The organism is Solihabitans fulvus (assembly GCF_008386585.1).
GTDB classification, from domain to species: domain Bacteria; phylum Actinomycetota; class Actinomycetes; order Mycobacteriales; family Pseudonocardiaceae; genus Solihabitans; species Solihabitans fulvus.
In genome coordinates this window covers 106888-124003 of the sequence record NZ_VUOB01000028.1, presented here as the reverse complement: position 1 = coordinate 124003, position 17116 = coordinate 106888, and the positions used below count along the sequence as shown (strand labels likewise).

The following is a 17116-nucleotide window of genomic DNA, read 5'->3' as shown; positions in this document are numbered from 1 at the left end:
TTCGATGATCGCTACGGGGAGGACGGACCGTGAACGAACGGGATCGCGACGGGCTGCCGGTGATCGCACTGTGGAGCGCCCCGCGTTCCCGGTCGACGGCTTTCCTACGCATGATCATGGAATGGGAGGAGGTCACGACGCTGCACGAGCCGTTCTCCAGCCTGGTCCACTTCGGCACGAGCGCCGTGGCCGACACGACCGCCGGCACTGAGGCCGAGCTGATCGCCGCGATCCGAGATCTTGCCGGCCACACGACGGTCTTCTTCAAGGACACCACGGACTACGCGTATCCGGGGCTGCTCGCGGACCGGGACTTCCTCGGCGCCGCAAGGCACACGTTCATCATCCGGCATCCGCGAGAGGTGATCCCGTCGCACTTCGCGCTCCACCCGGGGCTGACCCGCGACGAGGTCGGCTTCGCCAGGCTGCACGAGCTCTACCTGGCGGTGGTGGACGCGACCGGCGCGGAGCCGGTCGTCGTGGACGCAGACGACCTTGTGACGCAACCGGAAGCGGTCGTGCGGGCCTACTGCGAGCGGGTCGGCCTGCCGTTCGACGCGGACCGGCTCTCCTGGCAGCCGAGGATGCCGGAGGAGTGGCGCAAGACCGAGCGCTGGCACCTCGACGCCGGACAGACCGGCGCGTTCGTGCGCACCGAGACCGCCTACGAGGCCACCGTGGACAACCATCCCCGGCTGGCCGAGTTCTACGAGTACCACCTGCCGTTCTACGAGTACCTCCTGACCAGGCGGCTGTCTGTCTGATCAAGCAGGGGACCCGCTCAGGCGATGGCGACCCTGGCGGCCAGGCCGAGGAACACCACTCCGCTGAACCGGTCGAGCCAGGTGCTCGCGCGCGGACGACGGTGCAGCAGCGTGCCGATCTTGCCGCTGAGCAACGCGATCAGGCCGTCGACCACCAGGCCGAGCACCACGAAGGTCAGGCCGAGCACCAGCAGCTGCACCCCGGCGGGCCCGTCGGACGACGACACGAACTGGGGTAGGAAGGCCAGGTAGAACAACAGGATCTTCGGGTTGAGCAGGTTCGTCAGCGCGGCCCTGCGGAAGATCAGCCACGTCGGCAGGGCAGCCGCGTCGGTGACCAGCTCCTCCTCGGTGTGCGATCGCAGCGTCGACAGCAGCGTGCGCACCCCCATGTAGGCGAGGTAGGCCGCGCCGGCGTAGCGCAGGATCTCGTAGGCCAGCGGGCTGGACCGCACCAGCGTGGCCACCCCGAACACCACAGCCGTTGTGTGGCACAGCATGCCGGCGGCCATGCCGCCGGCGGCGACCAGCGCGGCCCTGGTGCCCTGGCTCAGGCCGTGGGTCAGGATGTAGATCATGTCCGGCCCGGGGGTGACGCAGATCAGCAGGGCCGCCGTGACGAACAGCGCGTACAGCCCTGGATTGACAGCCACGTCGGGTGCCCCTTTCGCTTTCCGTGCAAAGACGGTGCCGAAGGCCAAGCGTAGCGCAGCGTGACCTGACTGGTTCGGGCCTTACCAGTGCAATTGTCGAACGCTATGGTTGACGCGTCGAGCATCCGTGAACAGGGGTGATGAATGCAGTACCGTCGTTTTGGTCGACTCGGCTGGGAAATCAGCGAGGTCGGTTACGGAATGTGGGGCGTTGCCGGCGGCGAGGGCGGTTGGACGGGCGCTGACGACGTTGTCGGTCACTCCGCGCTGCAAGGCGCGGTCGACCTCGGCTGCACCTTCTTCGACACGGCGTGGATCTACGGCAGGGGACACAGCGAGCGCATGCTCGGCGAGCTGCTGCGGGCCAACGCCGGCACCCGGCTGTGGGCCGCGACCAAGATCCCACCGAAGGACCGGACCTGGCCGTCCACCAGGGAGTCCGCGCTCGCCGATGTCTTCCCCGCCGACCACATCGTCGAGTACACCCACAAGAGCCTCGCCGGGCTCGGCGTCGAGCGCATCGACCTGTTGCAGTTCCACGTGTGGGAGGACGCCTGGGCCGAGGACGAGAGCTGGCAGCGGGCGGTCACGGAGCTGAAGGACCAGGGCCTGGTCGAGGGCATCGGGATCAGCGTCAACCGCTGGGAGCCGACCAACGTGCTCAAGACGCTGGAGACCGGGCTGATCGACGCCGTCCAGGTGATCTACAACGTGTTCGACCAAGCGCCGGAGGACGATCTCCTGCCGATCTGTCAGGAGAAGGACATCGCGGTCATCGCGCGGGTCCCGTTCGACGAGGGCACCCTGACCGGCACGCTGACCAAGGACTCGACCTGGCCGGAGGGCGACTGGCGCAACTCGTACTTCGTGCCGGAGAACCTGATCCCCGCCGTGGAACGGGCCGACCGGGTGAAGGAGATCGTGCCGCCGGGGATGACCATGCCCGAGCTGGCGCTGCGCTTCATCCTCCAGCACCCCGCCGTGAGCACGGTCATCCCCGGCATGCGGCACATCGACCGGGTGCGGCAGAACCTCGGTGTCAGTGACGGCACACCGCTGTCGCCGGAACTCCTCGCGCGGCTGCGCGAACACCGCTGGGACCGGGAACCGACCGAGTGGTCCCAGTGATGGTCGCGGCGGGCTAGGAACTCCCGACACGATGGCGAGCCGAATGGCCATCGTGTCGGGAGTTCCTGGCGCCGACGGTCACACCGGGAGCACGTGCCAGGCGTGGCCGCCGTTGCTGAACCGGGTCTGGCGGGCGGTGCCGGGGGTGTCGACCAGGTCGGTCAGCCCCTGGAAGATGACGTTTCCCTTGTACAGCCCGACCTGCACCGTGCCGGTCGCGGTTGCGGTGAGCGTGTCCGCCGCCGAGGCTGCGGCCACCGTGTCGGTCTCGCGCAGCCTGCCCTCGTACACCGCGCGGCCGAGCCGGACGGACAGCGTGCGCATCAGCTCGGTGGCCGCCTTGTCCAGGCTCACCTGGTACAGCGCGGTCAGGCAGCGGCCGAGCAGTTCGAGCCCTGGCGCCTCGTAGGTGCCTCGGCACTTGGTGCCGTTGACCCGGTTCTCCACCACGGTCTGGATGGACAGCCCGTTGCGTCCGCCCGCGTCGTTGGCCGCGAGCACGGCCTCCAACGCGGACACCGGCCTGCCGTTCACCGCGACTGGCCGACCGCGCTCGAACCGGACCTCGAAGTCCTCCACCAAGTCCGGGGCCCGCTGCGGCCACGCGGTCATCAGCGGACGGACCGCCTGCGCCGAGGTGCCGAGGCCCTCCAGCTCGTCGCTCTCGTGCGAGAAGCCGCCGAGGTTGCCGTCGATGGAGTAGGTGGCGTAGTCGGCGATCTCGGCCGGATAGCCGATCTCGGTGAGGTAGCGCGACATGTCGGCCCGGTTCTGGAACCGGTCGAGCATGAACCGGGACGTCCACGGCGTGAACACGCGCAGGTCGGGCGCGATCGCCGCGCCGTAGCGGGCGAAGCGGGCCTGGTCGTTGCCGCCGCCGACGCACGCGTGCGCGAGCACCGTGCATCCGCTGGCGCGCAACGTGTCCGCGAGTCCCGCGACCAGCACGGCCCGCGAGGCGCCGGTCGTGTTCCAGTAGCCGCCCTCGTAGCTTGCCTGGTAGCGCAGCACGTCAACGTACAGCTCGGCCATCTCCCTGCGCAGGTCGACCAGCTTGGCCTTGAGCCCCTGGCGGCCGAGCAGCGTGACGAGCTCCGCGGGCGGCAACGGCGCGGACTGGCCGAGATCAGCCACGAAGCAGGTGACGTCGACGCCGCACTCCGCCAGCCAGGCGGCCACCGCGACGCACGATAAACCGCCTGACACGAGCATGCCGACGTGTTCGCCCCGAAGTTCGTCAAGTTCCACGTTTCCCCCATTTCATCGCGATCGGAGTAGTTCGCACTCCGAGGATTTTTGGACGTATGGCTTGATTTCTGGCCGAATCTGTGTTTTGGACGCTATATCTAACGCGTTCGCGGTGTCAACGAACGCGAGGTCACTGCGAGTTCTGCTTACTTTTTCGTCGGCCGGGTAAGTGTGGTGATTACTCACGATTAGCTCCAGCGTTACCCGCCGCAAATGTCCGCCGCCGATAGGGTTTGGGGTGGGTTTTCGGTCGCCACCAATAGTTTCGGGCAGTCATGGCGAGTCGAACAAGGGGGAGCGGGATGGCACCGGTCGCGTCGGAGCTGCGCAGCCGTTTGCTCGGAGAGTTCAACGGCAGAAGGGTGTTCTACCCACAGGATCGCACGGTTCTCCAACTCTTCGAGGACAGGGCGAGACGGCAGCCGGACGCCCCAGCGGTGACCTTCGGCGACCGCACCCTGACCTACGGCAGGCTGAACCGGCTGGCCAACACGCTGGCCGGGCGGCTGCGCGAGGCGGGTGTCGGCCGGGGCGACCTCGTGCCGCTGTTGCTGCGCAACGGGTTCGAGCTGCCGCTGTCGATGCTGGCGGCGATGAAGCTCGCCGCGCCGTTCGTGCCGTTCGACGACCTGTGGCCGGGCGACCGGCTGGACCGGATGATCGAGACCCTCCGACCGACGGTGTTGGTGTGCTCGCCGGCCACCGAACCGCGCCCCGGTTGGCCCGCGACGCTGTCGGTCGACGTCGACGACCTTGCCGAGCGCGACTCCGACGACCACGGGTCGCCGGCAGGCATGGACGACCTCATCTACGGCTTCTACACCTCGGGGTCGACCGGGCTGCCCAAGTGCACCCTGAACATCCATCGTGGCCTGCTCAACCGGTTCGGCTACATGACCCGCGCGTTCAGCGACCGGACCGACGAGGTGGTGCTCCAGAACAGCAGGCCGGCCTTCGACTCCTCGCTGTGGCAGCTGCTGTGGCCGCTGACCACCGGCAGCCAGGTGGTCATCCCGGACCGCGCCGGCATCCTCGACCTGGCCGCGACCACCGCCCTGATCAAGCGGCACGGCGTGACCATGACCGACTTCGTGCCGTCGATCTTCAACACCCTGGTGGAGATGCTGGACGCGACGCCGGAACTGGCCGGCGAGCTGAGGTCGCTGCGCCGCCTGCTGATCGGCGGCGAGGAGATCAACACCGGGGCCGTGCAACGGTTTCGCCGGCTGCTGCCGCAGGTGCGGATCACCAACACCTACGGGCCGACCGAGGCGTCCATCGGGTCGGTCTTCCACGAGGTGACCGACGCCGACGCCGAGTCGATCCCGATCGGCCGACCCATCGACAACACCTACGCCGTGGTGCTGGACGAGAACCGCGAACTCGTGCCGCCAGGGGTGCACGGCGAGATCCACATCGGCGGCGACTGCCTCGGCCTCGGCTATCTGAACGACCCGGACAAGACGGCCGCCGCGTTCGTGCCCAACCCGTTCGACGAGATTCCTGGGCCGCAGCTGTATCGGACCGGCGACATCGGGTACGTGCGGCCGGACGGGCTGCTCGGCTTCGTTGGGCGGCGGGACAACCAGGTCAAGGTCGGCGGGGTCAGGGTCGAGCTGTCCGAGATCGAGTCCGCGCTGCTGTCGCACCCGCAGGTGCTCGACGCGAAGGTGGTGTTGAGCGGGACGGACGGCGCCGCAAGGCTGGTGGCGTTCCTGACCCACCGCGACGATCCCGACGTCGCGGCGCTGCGGCGGCACGCCCGCGACGCGCTGCCGCCCTACCTGGTGCCCAAGCAGTTCGTGCTGCTCGACGCGATGCCGTTGACCCCAACGGGAAAGACGGACCGGCGTCGGCTCGCCAAGCTGGCCGACCGCTCGGCCGAAGCGGAGGACACCGAGCAGTCCGGCGACGTACGGCAGGTGATCCACACGATCTGGCGGCGGCTGCTGGCCGAGCCGATCCCGCACACCTCGGCGGACTTCTTCGAGCACGGCGGCGACTCGCTCAGCGCGCAACGACTGGCGCTGGCCCTGTCCGACCACTTCGGCGTGCGGATCACCGTGCGGGACGTGGTGACCGTGCCGACCATCGAGCAGCAGGCCCAGCTGGTCGCCGGCGCGCCGGTGGCCGCCGTTCGCGCGCGCACGCCGGAGGAGCCCTCGGCGGATGTCCTGCTGCCGGAGGACATCACCGGAGACCGGCCGCTCGCGTCGTCCACAGTGGACGATGTGCTGCTGACCGGCGCGACCGGGTTCGTCGGCGCGCAGCTGGTGTCCGACCTGCTCGCCGGCACCGACGCGACGGTGCACTGCGTGGTGCGGGCGGCAGACGCGGCCGAGGCCGAACGCCGGCTCGCCACCACCCTGCGGGCCTACCGGCTCTGGGACGACGCCGTGGCCGACCGGATCGTCGCGGTGCCCGGCGACCTGCGCGCCGTCCGGCTCGGCCTGTCCGGAGACACCTACGGCGAGCTGACCGAGCGGGTCGGCGCGGTCGTGCACAACGGCGCGCTGGTGAACCTGCTGCTCGGCTACGGCGCGCACCGCTTGGCCAACGTCACGGGCACGCTGAACGTCCTGCGGCTGGCCGCCGAGGCGCGGACCAAGCCGGTGCACTTCGTGTCGACGCTCGGTGTCGTCGTCGCCGACGGCCGCGCCGGCCGGTTCCCCGAGGGCCCGGTGCCGGCCGACACCGCGCCTGCGGACGGCTACAGCCAGTCCAAATGGGTGGCCGAGCGGCTGCTCCAGACCGCGGCGGAGCGCGGCATCCCGGTGGCCGTGTACCGGCTCGGCGAGGTCATGCCGCACTCGGCGACCGGCGTGCCCAATCCGCGCAGCCTCGTGGAGCTGCTGGTGCACGCGTGCCTGAGCGTCGGCGCGGTCTTCTCCAGCGGCAGCGTCACCGACTACACGCCGGTGGACCGGGTCGGCAGGCTGGTGGTCGCTGGCCTCGCCTCGGCCGCGACCGGCCACTTCCACGTGCTGGCACCGCGACCGGTCGCGCTCGACGACGTCCTCGGGGCCTTCGCGACGCGGTTCGACCTGCGTCGGCTGGACTACACCGAGTTCTGGCACGTGCTGCGCGGCGTCGCGGCCGACCGGCCGGACGACGCCCCGCTGCGCAGCGCGCTCGCGGTGATCCCGCCGGCCGACGGTCCCGATGTCGCGGCGCGCGTCGCCGAGCTGTTCCAGGGCACGGCGGCGCAGTTCGAGACCGACCGCGCCGACGCGCTCGCCCGGCGGGCCGGCCTGCCGCCGCTCGACCGCGCCGACGCCGCCCTGTCGCGCTATGCGGACCACCATGCCGCGCGGGACCAGCGATGGGCGCCGGCCGGCGCGCCCGTTGGTCGGTGACCGATGGACATCCGGTTCAGCAAGGTGCACGGCACCGGCAACGACTACATCGTGGTGAACACCGCGGACCAGAGTTTTCACGACTGGCCGGCGTTGGCGCGCTGGGCGTGCCAACCGCACTTGGGGGTCGGCGCGGACGGGCTGGTCGTGCTCACCCATCACCAGCAGGGGCGGTTCGCGGTCGACAGCCTCAACCCGGACGGCACGCCGAGCGAGATGTCGGTGAACGCGTTGCGGTGCGCGGCGCGGGAGATCCGGCACCGCTACGGCCAACGGTCCGCGACGCTGGTGATGAACGGGCGGGAGCACGCGGCCGAGTGCGCCGGCGACGAGGTGTCCGTGCGGGTCGGCGCCGTGCCCCGGCCGCAGGGCCCCTACGAGGTCGACGGCCTCGCCGTGTACTACGTGCCGACGCCGAACGAGGACGCGGTGGCGATGGTGTCCGATGTGGACAGTTGTGACGTCGCCGTGCTCGGTCCAGCCGTGCGCCGCCACGCGCCGCTGGCGCACCTCCCCGTGAACGTGAACTTCGTGACGCCCCAGGGCGGCTCGGAGCTGCGGGTGCGGACGTTCGAGCACGGGGTGGAGGGCGAGACGCTGTCCAGCGGCAGCGGCGCGGTCAGCGCGGCCGTGGTCGCCAGCCGGCTTGGCCTGCTGGCCGGCCGGCGGGTGCTGGTGTCCAACCGGTCGGCCGGCTCGCTGTCGGTCGACCTCGGCGACCCGACGGACGGCCACCGTGACGTGTGGCTGGCCGGCGAGGCGGTGCGGGTGTTCTCCGGGGAACTGTGCTGCCCCAACGGGGTGCTGCCGGCGTACGCGACCGCCGCCGGTCAGGTGCCGAGGTGGTGACCGGGTAGGCGGAGCTTGGGGTTGTCCCGCCGGCGTTGGGAGCGCCCGGGCCCGTGCGCAACTGTGACATTCGGTCACGGCGCTGTCGTCGTCCCACGGACCCCGCGGCACAGTCGCCGCCGATCGTGAGGTCATGACCTCACCTGACGTCGTTCCGGACCGGTTGCGCGACCACGTCATGCGGATCGCCGCCCGACTTCTGGCGCTGTGCCTGCTGCCAGCGGCCGCCGTGCGCGCCCCCGGTCGTGCCCGCCACACGGCCTGCCAGTGGGCGCTGGCCGTGCGGTTCCCCGCCGAGAACCTCGCCGGGCTCACCGAGGCGACGCGGGCCGCGTTCACCTCGGCGCGCACGGAGGCGCTGTGGCGGCACGGCGAACTGATCGGGCTGACCTCGGGCCATCGCGACGCGGCGACGCAGCACCAGCTGTTCGCCGTCGAGGTCCGCAGGACGGGCTCGCCGGAGGCGGCGCGGCGCAGGGTGTTGCCGCCGAACGAGTCCAGCCATGTGCGGGGCACGGCCATGGACGTCCGCCCGGTCCAGGGCGCGCGCTGGCTCGAACGGCATGGCAACCGCTTCGACCTCTACCGTGTCTACGACAACGAGTGGTGGCACTTCGAGTTCCTGCCGGAGGCGGGCGGCCTGGCGCCAGCGCGGTTGCCGCACCCGGGATTCGGGTCGGTACGGCGTTCGGCCTAGTGACCTGTGTACCGTTCGCCGTACTGTCCGTGACGTTGACAAGGAGCCCCACCGTGCCGCGGTTGCTACTCGTCGAGGACGATTCGACGCTGGCCGAGGCACTGTCGCTCGCGCTGCGCGGACTCGGTCACGAGGTCGACGTGGCCGGATCCGGTGAGCAGGCCCTCGAGGCGCTGTTCGACCGGCGCACCCCGACCGACCTGGTGCTGCTGGACGTGATGCTGCCCGGCATCGACGGGTTCGAGGTGTGTCGGCGCATCCGGGCGCGCGACACCGTCCCGGTGATCCTGCTGACCGCCAGGGGCGACGCGGTGGACGTGGTGGTCGGCCTGGAGTGCGGCGCGGACGACTACGTGGTGAAACCGGCCGAGCCAAGGGTGCTGGACGCGCGGGTGAAGACGATCCTGCGCAGGGCCGTGCCGGCCCAGCCGCCGAGGCAGCGCGTGCACACCATCGGCGACCTTGAGCTCGACGCGGACGCGATGGTGGTGACCAGGGCAGGGGACGAGCTGAACCTCACCTCGACGGAACTGCGCCTGCTGGTCGAGTTCGCCGAGCACGCCGGCCAGGTGCTCAGCCGGCAGGTCCTGCTCAAGCGGGTGTGGGACTACGGATACGCGGGCGACTCCAGGCTGGTGGACGCAGCGGTGGCCAGGCTGCGCGCGAAGATCGAGCCGGAACCGGCCAATCCCACCCTGTTGCGCACCGTTCGGGGACTCGGCTACCGCCTGGTCAAACCGTGAGACCCCAGCTCGGCCTCCGGGCCAGCATCGTCCTGACCATCGTGCTCGTCACGACCGTGACGACCGCGGCGATGGTGGTCATCGCGTACAACCTTCAGGCGGGCGCCGCCAGGAGCCGGTTCACCGCCTCCGCCCAGGCGTCGTTCGACTCGGACAAGCAGCAGGCACACCAGTTCCTCGTCCAGTCGAGCTCGCGCGGGTCGGTGGTGCAGGGCGTGGCCTCCTACATGCACGGCAGGCTCGGCCTCACCTGGGCCGTCATCGACTTCGCCGGGTGGTCGGACAAGCCTGCCACGGTCGTGGACGGCATGTACACGGCGGCCGCCGGCACCGGCGGAGCGGAGCGCGGTCAGCTCCCGGTGGCCGAGCTGGACGTGGCCAGGCGCGGCGTGCCGTTGGGGTCGGTGAGCTACACCGTGGACACCCACGACGGCGCGCAACTGGTGATCGTCGGGCTGGTCGAGCCGGACGTGCTGCTCGCGGAGTTCTACAGCACGGCCCGCATCGACGGCGAACTGGCCGCCCTGCGTAACCGGCTCGCCGCGGCGGCCGCGGCGGTGACCCTGCTCGGCGCCGCGGTCGGCATCCTCGCCGCCAGGCGCATCCAGCGCCGGGTGCGCCTCGCGGCCACGGCGGCTCGGCGGCTCGGCGGCGGCGCGCTGGATACCCGGCTCCCGGTGCGCGGCCGCGACGAACTCGCGGACCTCGCCGGCTCGTTCAACGCGATGGCGCAGCGGCTCGGCGAGTCGATCGACCAGTTGCGCCGCAAGGACCAGCAGCAGCGGCGGTTCGTCGCGGACGTCGCGCACGACCTGCGCACGCCGCTGGCCGCGATGATCGCCGCCACGCAGGGACTGCACAGCCCCGACACCGCCGTCCGGGCTCGTTCGGCTGAGCTGGTCGGCGGTCAGGCGAGGCGGCTGAGCGCCCTGGTCGAGGACCTGCTGGAGATGTCGCGGTTCGACGCGGGCGCGGCCGAGCTTCGGCTCGAAACCGTTGACCTGGCGGCACTTGTCGACGACGCCGTCCGGCTGGCCGCGCCGGACACGGGGATCGCGGTCCGGCTCGTCGGCGACGGCACCGTGCTCGCGGATCCCCGGCGGCTGCACACGATCGTGCGGAACCTGGTCACCAACGCCGTCCGGCACGGCGCCCCGCCGGTCACCGTGACGATCGACGGCAGCGCGGCGGGCGAGGTCGCCGTCGTGGTCGCCGACTCCGGCCCCGGCCTGGCGCCCGACCTGGCGCCGGTCGTGTTCGACCGGTTTGTGCGGGGCGACCGCGCCCGCGGCCAGACGGAGGGCAGCGGCCTCGGCCTCGCCATCGCCCACGAGAACGCCCTGCTGCACGGCGGCAGGCTGTCGGTCGCCAACTCCGATGGGGCCGTGTTCACCCTGACCGTGCCGCGCGGCGAGCCGATCCGCGCGGAGTAAGCGCCTGCCAGGCAGCTGTCGCGGTTTCGTCACAGTGCTGTGGCAGCGCTGTCACCGGGCACGCGGCAACCGCGCACACTCGGCCGGCAGTCTCGGGTGCGGTGATCACCGGATCGCCCGCGCACGAGGGAGGCCCCATTGCCGGGGATGGCTGCCATGTCGGAGGCATGCGTCGAGCTGGACGCCATCGGCGGCAACGTCGAGCTGATCGCGCGGCACACGGACGCCGAGATCATGGCCGTGGTCAAGGCGAACGGCTTCGCACACGGCAGCGTCCAGACGGCCCGCGCCGCGGTGGCCCACGGCGCGACCTGGCTCGGCGTCACGTCCTGCGCCGAGGCGTTGGCGCTGCGCCGGGCCGGCCTGACCGTGCCGGTGCTCTGCTGGCTGACCGCCCCAGGTCAGGACTTCGGCGAGGTCATCGCCGCAGGCGTGGACCTCGCCGTGTCCTCGGTCCCGCACCTGCGCGCGGTCGCCGCCGAGGCCGACCGGCTGGGCACCCGCGCCATGGTGCACCTCAAGGCGGACACCGGGTTGTCCCGCAACGGCGCGACACCCGAGGACTGGCCCGAACTGGTCGCCGCCGCGCGCCGCCGCGAACGCGCGGGAACGCTGCGGGTCAGGGGAGTCTGGTCGCACCTGGCGCACGCGGACCAGCCAGCGCACCCCGGCGTCGGCGACCAGGTCCGCCGGTTCGAGCGCCTGGTCGGCCAGGCCAGGTCCGCCGGCCTTGACCCGGACCTGGTGCACTTGGCCAACTCCGCCGCGGCGCTGGCCCACCCCGAGACCCACTACGGCCTGGTTCGGGCCGGCATCGCGATCTACGGCGTGGAACCGGTGCTCGGCAGGACGTTCGGGCTGCGGCCGGCGATGACGCTGCGCGCCAGGGTGGTCCTGGCGAAGCGGGTGGCCGCCGACACCGGGGTCTCCTACGGCCATCGGTACACCACCACCGACCAGGCCACGCTCGCGTTGGTGCCGCTCGGTTACGCCGACGGCGTGCCGAGGTCGGCGAGCACCCTCGGCGCGGTGTGGCTCAACGGCGAGCGACGTCCGATCGCCGGGTCGATCGCCATGGACCAGTTCGTGGTGGACGCGGGGCACGCGCACGTGGAGATCGGCGACGAGGTCGTGGTGTTCGGCCCCGGGGACCTCGGCGAGCCGACCGTGCTCGACTGGGCCCGGTGGTCGGGCACGATCCCGCACGAGATCCTGACCGGGATCGGTGACCGGGTGCCGCGCAGCTACCTCAGGACGGCCGCGACCACCGTGGGAGGCCGGGACCGTGGGTGAGCGCAGGACGACGGTCGCGGTGTTGTTCGGCGGCCGCAGCAGCGAGCACGAGGTCTCCTGCCACTCGGCGGACAGCGTGTTGGCCGCGCTCGACCGCGAGCGCTACGAGGTGGTGCCCGTCAGGATTACCCGCGAGGGCCGCTGGCGGGTCGGCACGGATGGCGGCCCGGAGCTGGACGTCTTTCGGGCGCTGGCGACGCTGCGCGCCGTCGACGTGGTGTTCCCCCTGCTGCACGGCCCGTTCGGCGAGGACGGGACGGTGCAGGCCGCCCTACAGTCCACGGGCGTTCCCTATGTCGGCAACGGCGTGCTGGCCAGCGCCGTCGGCATGGACAAGGAGTTCACCAAGAAGCTGTTGGCGGCGGAGGGCGTCCGGGTGGCGGACTCGGTCGTGCTGCGCAGGGGAAACCGCTCGCTGTCCCAGGAGAACCGGGACGGCCTCGGGCTGCCGGTGTTCGTCAAGCCGGCGCGCGCCGGTTCGAGCATCGGCGTGTCCAAAGTGGACTCATGGGATCGGCTCGACGATGCCGTGCGGGCCGCGAACGCCGCCGACCCCAAGGTGCTGGTCGAGCGGGCGGTGCCCGGCCGCGAGATCGACGTCGGGGTCCTCGAACTGCCGGACGGCCGCCTCAGGCTGAGCCCACCGCTGGAGATCAGCGTCGAGGGTGATCGCGGCTTCTTCGACTTCACCGCGAAGTACCATGACCGCGGCACCGTGTTCACCGTGCCCGCTGCGCTGTCGCCGCGGCTGGAGGCCCGACTGCGCGCGCTCGCCGCGCACGCCTTCCGCGTGCTGGACTGTCGCGGCCTGCTCCGGGTCGACTTTCTGCTCGGGTCGGGGGACGAGCCCGTGGTCAACGAGGTCAACACGGCCCCGGGATTCACCGACGCCTCCCAGTACCCGAGGATGTGGCAGGCGGCGGGCCTCGGCTACGGGCAGCTGCTCGACACCCTGATCGAGACCGCCCTCGCCCGTCCCGCCGTCAGGCCGCAAACTCGTCGCGCCGCCCGGCTGGGCTGAGGTCGACCGAGCGGAGCAGCAGCAGCGCCGCGAACAGGACGGCGACGGCGGCCGCGCCCGCGAGGGTCGCCGCCACCGGCGCGGTGTATGCCGAGTCTGAACTGTCCATTGTGGACTCGGTGAACGACCAGCTCACGAGCAGGAACGAGGCGGGCAGGGCGGCGGGCAGCAGGCACGTCGCTGGCGCGGTGCGCCTCCTCGGCGGGACGGACACGTCCCGGCCGAACGCGAGCGCCATGACCGCGACGCAGCAGATCCCCAGGGCGAGCAGGGCGGAGCCGATGACGTCGCTGAGCCGGTGCCACGCGACGGTGACCGTCGTGGCGGCGACCGCGCCCACCCACACCCCGCCGAACCCGACCAGGTAGGGCCGCACGCGGTAGGGCGACACCAGGATGAGCGCGAGCACCGCCGACACCGCGAACGCGACGTGTCCGCTCGGGAAGCTGTTGCCGAGGGTGACACTCGCCGGGTTCAGGTGCGGACGGTCGAACACGGCGCTCTTGAGCACTGTGGCGCCGCCGACCGAGGCCACGATCACACCGGCGGCCACCAGACCGAGCCGGACTCGCCGGCGCGCGCAGCCGATCGTGAACACCACCACGAGCGCCAGCAGCAACATGGTCGAGCCACTGAAGACGCGGAGGCCGCTCAGCGCGGCGGGCAGCGCGGATCTGGGCGACAGCTGCGCGTCGGTCAGGGCGGCGTCCTCCAGCTGCTGACCGGCGTCGTTGCCGACGAACAGCAGGTAGGTGGCGACGAGCAGCAGCGCGCACAGCGACGCGCTCACGGCCAGCCGCGCCACCGGTCCCGTGGGCGCAGGTCGGTGCTCGACGGTGCTGGCGGTCTGGTGGTGGATCACCTCCTCGACACTGCCGATCCTGTGTGCGCGCGGGATGCGAGGAATGTGACGAACCTGCGACAACGCGCGCCCCGGGGGCACCGGGTCGAGCCCGGCGAGCGGAAAGGTGGACAGGCGGGCGTTGCCGGCGCCCGTCGTGGCGCGCCGTCGCCGTTCGGCCGCCCGACCTGGCCGGGGCCGGCGGTTTCGTTCGGTCGAATGGACACCGGGGCGCGGATTCGTCGGCCGGCACGAACGGCGGTCAGGCGCGACCTCCTAGGGTCGCCTTGAGCGGGGGCTCGGCGACCGGTCGGCGAAGTGCCGAGCGCGCTCCGCCGCGTTCCAGGAGGAGGCGAAGCATGCGGACACTCTTGCGTGGCGGCCGTGTCATCGACCCGGGCACCGGGTTCGACGGCATTGCCGACGTGCTCGTATCCGACGGCGTGGTCACCGCCGTCGCCTCGGGGCTCGCCGCGCCGCCCGACTGCACCGTGGTCGACGCCGCTGGCCTCGTCGTCGGACCGGGGTTCGTCGACCTGCACAGCCACGTGCACTCGATCGCGGGGCAGCGGCTTCAGGCGATGGACGGCGTGACGACCGCGCTCGACCTGGAGGCCGGGTTGATGCCGATCGCGCAGGCCTACGCCGACGCCGCCGCGGCCGGACGCCCGCTGCACTACGGGTTCTCCGCTTCGTGGGCCGCCGCCCGCGCCCAGGTGCTGGCCGGCATCGAGCCCGACGCCAGCATCGCGAGCGGGCTAGCGGTGTTGGGAAACCCCGCCTGGCAACGATCGTCCTCGGCCCGCGAACTCGCCGACTGGCTGTCCCTTGTGGACGGTGAACTCGCCGGAGGCGCGCTCGGCATCGGTGTCCTGCTCGGCTACGCGCCGGCCACCGACCCCGGCGAGTTCCTCGCCGTGGCTCGGCTCGCCGCCGAGGCGGGCGTGCCCACCTTCACACACGTCCGCGAGCTGGTCGAGGTTGACCCGGCCACCCCGGCCGACGGCTCCGAGGAGATCGCGATCGCCGCGGCCGAGACCGGCGCGGCGATGCACCACTGCCACGTCAACAGCACCTCGGGCCACCACGTCGACCGGGTGCTCGGCGCGCTGGACCGCGCGCGCAGGTCGGGGTCGCGGGTGACCGTGGAGGCCTACCCTTACGGGGCCGGCAGCACCGCGGTCGGCGCCTCCTTCCTCGACCCGGACCGGCTGCGGATGAAGGGGCTCTCCCCGTCCAGCGTCGTGATGCTCGAGACGGGGGAGCGCGTCGGCGACGCGGCGCGCCTGCGGTACCTGCGGGCAGCCGACCCCGGCGCGCCCTGCATCCTGGAGTTCCTCGACGAGGAGAACCCGTGCGACCTCGCGATGCTGCACCAGGCTCTCGTGTTCCCCGACGCCATCGTGGCCAGCGACGCGATGCCGGTCTTCTGGCCGGACGGCAGCAACGACAGCACGGAGTGGCCGCTGCCGCCCGGCGGCATGACGCATCCGCGCACCGCGGGGACGTTCAGCAGGACGCTGCGCCGCATGGTGCGCGAGACCGAGGCCTGGACCTGGCCCGAGGCGTTCCGGCGATGCTCCTACCTGCCGGCGCGGGTGCTCGACGAGGTGGCCCCGCGCGCCCGGGCGAAGGGACATCTGGGTGTCGGCGCGGACGCCGACATCGTCGTCATCGACCCCGACGCGGTCACCGACACCGCGACCTACTTCGAGCCGACCAGGCCATCGGTCGGCGTCCGGCACCTGTTCGTCGGCGGTGTCCCCGTGGTCAGCGCTGGCGACATCCGCGCGGACGCGCTGCCCGGCAAGCCGCTGCGGGGTGAGCCGCGATGACCGCGACACGACCGGAGCCCGCCGTGCGGACCATCCTCGCGGACATCGAGACCCTGGTGCGGTGCGAGTCGCCGTCCGCCGACCACGACGCGGTGGCCCGCAGCGCCGAGGTGGTGGCGGCCATGGGCCGTGGACTTCTCGGGGCGGAGCCCGAACGCGTCGTCACCGACGGGTGCACGCACCTGCGCTGGCGGTTCGGCGAAGGGCCGCCGCGCGTGCTGCTGCTCGGGCACCACGACACGGTGTGGCCGACGGGATCGCTGCTGACCCACCCGTTCTCCGTGCGGGACGGCGTGTTGCGCGGCCCGGGATGCTTCGACATGAAGGCCGGCGTCGTGCTGGCGCTGCACGCCGCGGCCGCCCTCGCCGACCCGGCCGGCCTGTCGATCCTGATCACCGGGGACGAGGAGATCGGCTCGCCGTCCTCGCGCGGGCTGATCGAGGAGGAGGCGCGCGGCTGCGACGCGGTGTTCGTGCTGGAGGCCTCGGCGGACGGCGGCGCGCTGAAGTGCCGCCGCAAGGGCGTGTCGAGCTATCGGATCGAGGTGACGGGGCGGGCCGCGCACGCGGGGCTCGAACCGGAGAAGGGCGTGAACGCCGGGGTGGAGATCGCGCACCAGCTCCTCGCGGCCGCCGCGCTCGCGAACCAGGAGCGGGGCACGAGCGTGGTGCCGACCGTCGTGTCGGCCGGCACGACGGCCAACACCGTGCCAGCCGCCGCCACCGTGGCGGTCGACGTGCGGGCGTGGGACGAGGCCGAGCAACGCCGGGTCGACCTGGCCATGCGGGACCTCCGCCCGGTGCTGGCGAACGCGACCGTTCGGGTCACCGGCGGCGTCAACCGTCCGCCGCTCGAGGCTGGCGCGTCGTCCGCGCTGTTCGACCTGGCGCGGACGCTGGCTACCGAACTCGGTCTCGGCGATCTCACCGCCGCGTCCGTCGGCGGCGCTTCCGACGGGAACTTCACCGCGGGCATGGGAATTCCCACCCTCGACGGGCTCGGCGCCGTCGGCGGCGGCGCGCACGCCGACCACGAGCACGTCGTCGTCGCGGAACTGCCTCGGCGCGCGGCACTGCTCGCCGCGTTGGTCGAGAACGTGTTGGCGCGGCGGGGTCCGCACGGTGCGACGAATGCTGTGGGCGATTCTGGTGCGGCACATGCGTTGGCGCGGCGAGGTCCGTACGGACCGACGAATACCGTGGGCGATTCTGGTGCGACGCAACGGTGACACGTCGGGTGAGTCCGGAAAGGATC

At 71.8% G+C, this 17116-nt stretch carries 14 protein-coding genes; 11 read left to right on the top strand and 3 right to left on the bottom strand.

Translation table 11 applies throughout. The features are described 5' to 3' along the window. The first annotated feature begins 29 nt into the window (after positions 1 to 29). A complete protein-coding gene (locus tag F0L68_RS16910) occupies positions 30 to 764 on the top strand; it encodes a sulfotransferase-like domain-containing protein (protein ID WP_149850540.1) in 735 nt (244 codons plus the stop codon). 17 nt (positions 765 to 781) lie between these two features. Here F0L68_RS16910 and F0L68_RS16905 read toward each other — a convergent pair whose 3' ends face one another. After that, positions 782 to 1417 (bottom strand): LysE family translocator, encoded by a 636-nt coding sequence (locus tag F0L68_RS16905; RefSeq protein ID WP_149850539.1) that lies wholly within the window; start codon positions 1415 to 1417, stop codon positions 782 to 784. Positions 1418 to 1561: 144 nt separating this feature from the next. Between F0L68_RS16905 and F0L68_RS16900 the strand changes: the two genes are divergently transcribed. After that, positions 1562 to 2545: an aldo/keto reductase gene (locus tag F0L68_RS16900; protein ID WP_149850538.1), complete on the top strand. Its 984-nt coding sequence runs from the start codon at positions 1562 to 1564 to the stop codon at positions 2543 to 2545. Between the two features lie 78 nt (positions 2546 to 2623). Here F0L68_RS16900 and F0L68_RS16895 read toward each other — a convergent pair whose 3' ends face one another. Beyond that, positions 2624 to 3757 (bottom strand): argininosuccinate synthase domain-containing protein, encoded by a 1134-nt coding sequence (locus F0L68_RS16895; RefSeq protein WP_223198870.1) that lies wholly within the window; start codon positions 3755 to 3757, stop codon positions 2624 to 2626. A gap of 338 nt (positions 3758 to 4095) precedes the next feature. Between F0L68_RS16895 and F0L68_RS16890 the strand changes: the two genes are divergently transcribed. The 7 genes from F0L68_RS16890 (at position 4096) to F0L68_RS16860 (ending at position 13185) form a co-directional block, all read left to right on the top strand. After that, on the top strand, positions 4096 to 7149 hold the full coding sequence (locus F0L68_RS16890) for a non-ribosomal peptide synthetase (RefSeq protein WP_188316616.1): 3054 nt from the start codon (positions 4096 to 4098) through the stop codon (positions 7147 to 7149). A 3-nt stretch (positions 7150 to 7152) separates the two neighbouring features. Further along, positions 7153 to 7998, top strand: a complete 846-nt coding sequence (dapF, locus tag F0L68_RS16885; protein WP_149850535.1) for a diaminopimelate epimerase — start codon at positions 7153 to 7155, stop codon at positions 7996 to 7998. A gap of 133 nt (positions 7999 to 8131) precedes the next feature. Continuing rightward, positions 8132 to 8695 (top strand): D,D-peptidase/D,D-carboxypeptidase VanY-N, encoded by a 564-nt coding sequence (vanY-N, locus tag F0L68_RS16880; protein ID WP_149850534.1) that lies wholly within the window; start codon positions 8132 to 8134, stop codon positions 8693 to 8695. Positions 8696 to 8748: 53 nt separating this feature from the next. After that, on the top strand, positions 8749 to 9438 hold the full coding sequence (locus tag F0L68_RS16875) for a response regulator (protein ID WP_149850533.1): 690 nt from the start codon (positions 8749 to 8751) through the stop codon (positions 9436 to 9438). Further along, positions 9435 to 10871 (top strand): sensor histidine kinase, encoded by a 1437-nt coding sequence (locus F0L68_RS16870; protein ID WP_149850532.1) that lies wholly within the window; start codon positions 9435 to 9437, stop codon positions 10869 to 10871. Before F0L68_RS16875 ends, F0L68_RS16870 begins: the two co-directional genes overlap by 4 nt. 156 nt (positions 10872 to 11027) lie before the next feature. Then, positions 11028 to 12164 carry an alanine racemase gene (alr, locus tag F0L68_RS16865; protein WP_149850531.1) on the top strand — a complete coding sequence of 379 codons (1137 nt, stop codon included), beginning with the start codon at positions 11028 to 11030 and terminating at the stop codon, positions 12162 to 12164. Then, complete coding sequence (locus tag F0L68_RS16860) at positions 12157 to 13185, top strand: D-alanine--D-alanine ligase family protein (protein WP_149850530.1); 1029 nt, start codon at positions 12157 to 12159, stop codon at positions 13183 to 13185. Before alr ends, F0L68_RS16860 begins: the two co-directional genes overlap by 8 nt. Here the strand turns inward: F0L68_RS16860 and F0L68_RS16855 are convergent. Further along, entirely contained in the window at positions 13148 to 14047 is a 900-nt protein-coding gene (locus tag F0L68_RS16855) for a phosphatase PAP2 family protein (RefSeq protein WP_149850529.1), read from the bottom strand. The genes F0L68_RS16860 and F0L68_RS16855 overlap by 38 nt on opposite strands. A 23-nt stretch (positions 14048 to 14070) precedes the next feature. Between F0L68_RS16855 and F0L68_RS16850 the strand changes: the two genes are divergently transcribed. Both F0L68_RS16850 and F0L68_RS16845 read left to right on the top strand, forming a co-directional pair. Next, the gene (locus tag F0L68_RS16850) at positions 14071 to 15861 is read left to right on the top strand and encodes an amidohydrolase family protein (RefSeq protein WP_276313859.1); all 1791 of its coding nucleotides are present in this window, start codon (positions 14071 to 14073) and stop codon (positions 15859 to 15861) included. Further along, positions 15858 to 17090, top strand: coding sequence for a M20 family metallopeptidase (locus tag F0L68_RS16845; protein ID WP_188316615.1), 1233 nt, complete (start codon positions 15858 to 15860; stop codon positions 17088 to 17090). Before F0L68_RS16850 ends, F0L68_RS16845 begins: the two co-directional genes overlap by 4 nt. The last annotated feature ends 26 nt before the right edge of the window (positions 17091 to 17116 follow it).

Bases quoted from the DNA above. Each gene is read 5' to 3' on its own strand.
- vanY-N (WP_149850534.1), top strand. From the start codon at position 8,132: ATGACCTCACCTGACGTCGTTCCGGACCGGTTGCGCGACCACGTCATG.
- F0L68_RS16900 (WP_149850538.1), top strand. From the start codon at position 1,562: ATGCAGTACCGTCGTTTTGGTCGACTCGGCTGGGAAATCAGCGAGGTC.
- alr (WP_149850531.1), top strand. From the start codon at position 11,028: ATGTCGGAGGCATGCGTCGAGCTGGACGCCATCGGCGGCAACGTCGAG.
- dapF (WP_149850535.1), top strand. From the start codon at position 7,153: ATGGACATCCGGTTCAGCAAGGTGCACGGCACCGGCAACGACTACATC.
- F0L68_RS16845 (WP_188316615.1), top strand. From the start codon at position 15,858: ATGACCGCGACACGACCGGAGCCCGCCGTGCGGACCATCCTCGCGGAC.
- F0L68_RS16895 (WP_223198870.1), bottom strand. From the start codon at position 3,757: ATGCTCGTGTCAGGCGGTTTATCGTGCGTCGCGGTGGCCGCCTGGCTG.
- F0L68_RS16890 (WP_188316616.1), top strand. From the start codon at position 4,096: ATGGCACCGGTCGCGTCGGAGCTGCGCAGCCGTTTGCTCGGAGAGTTC.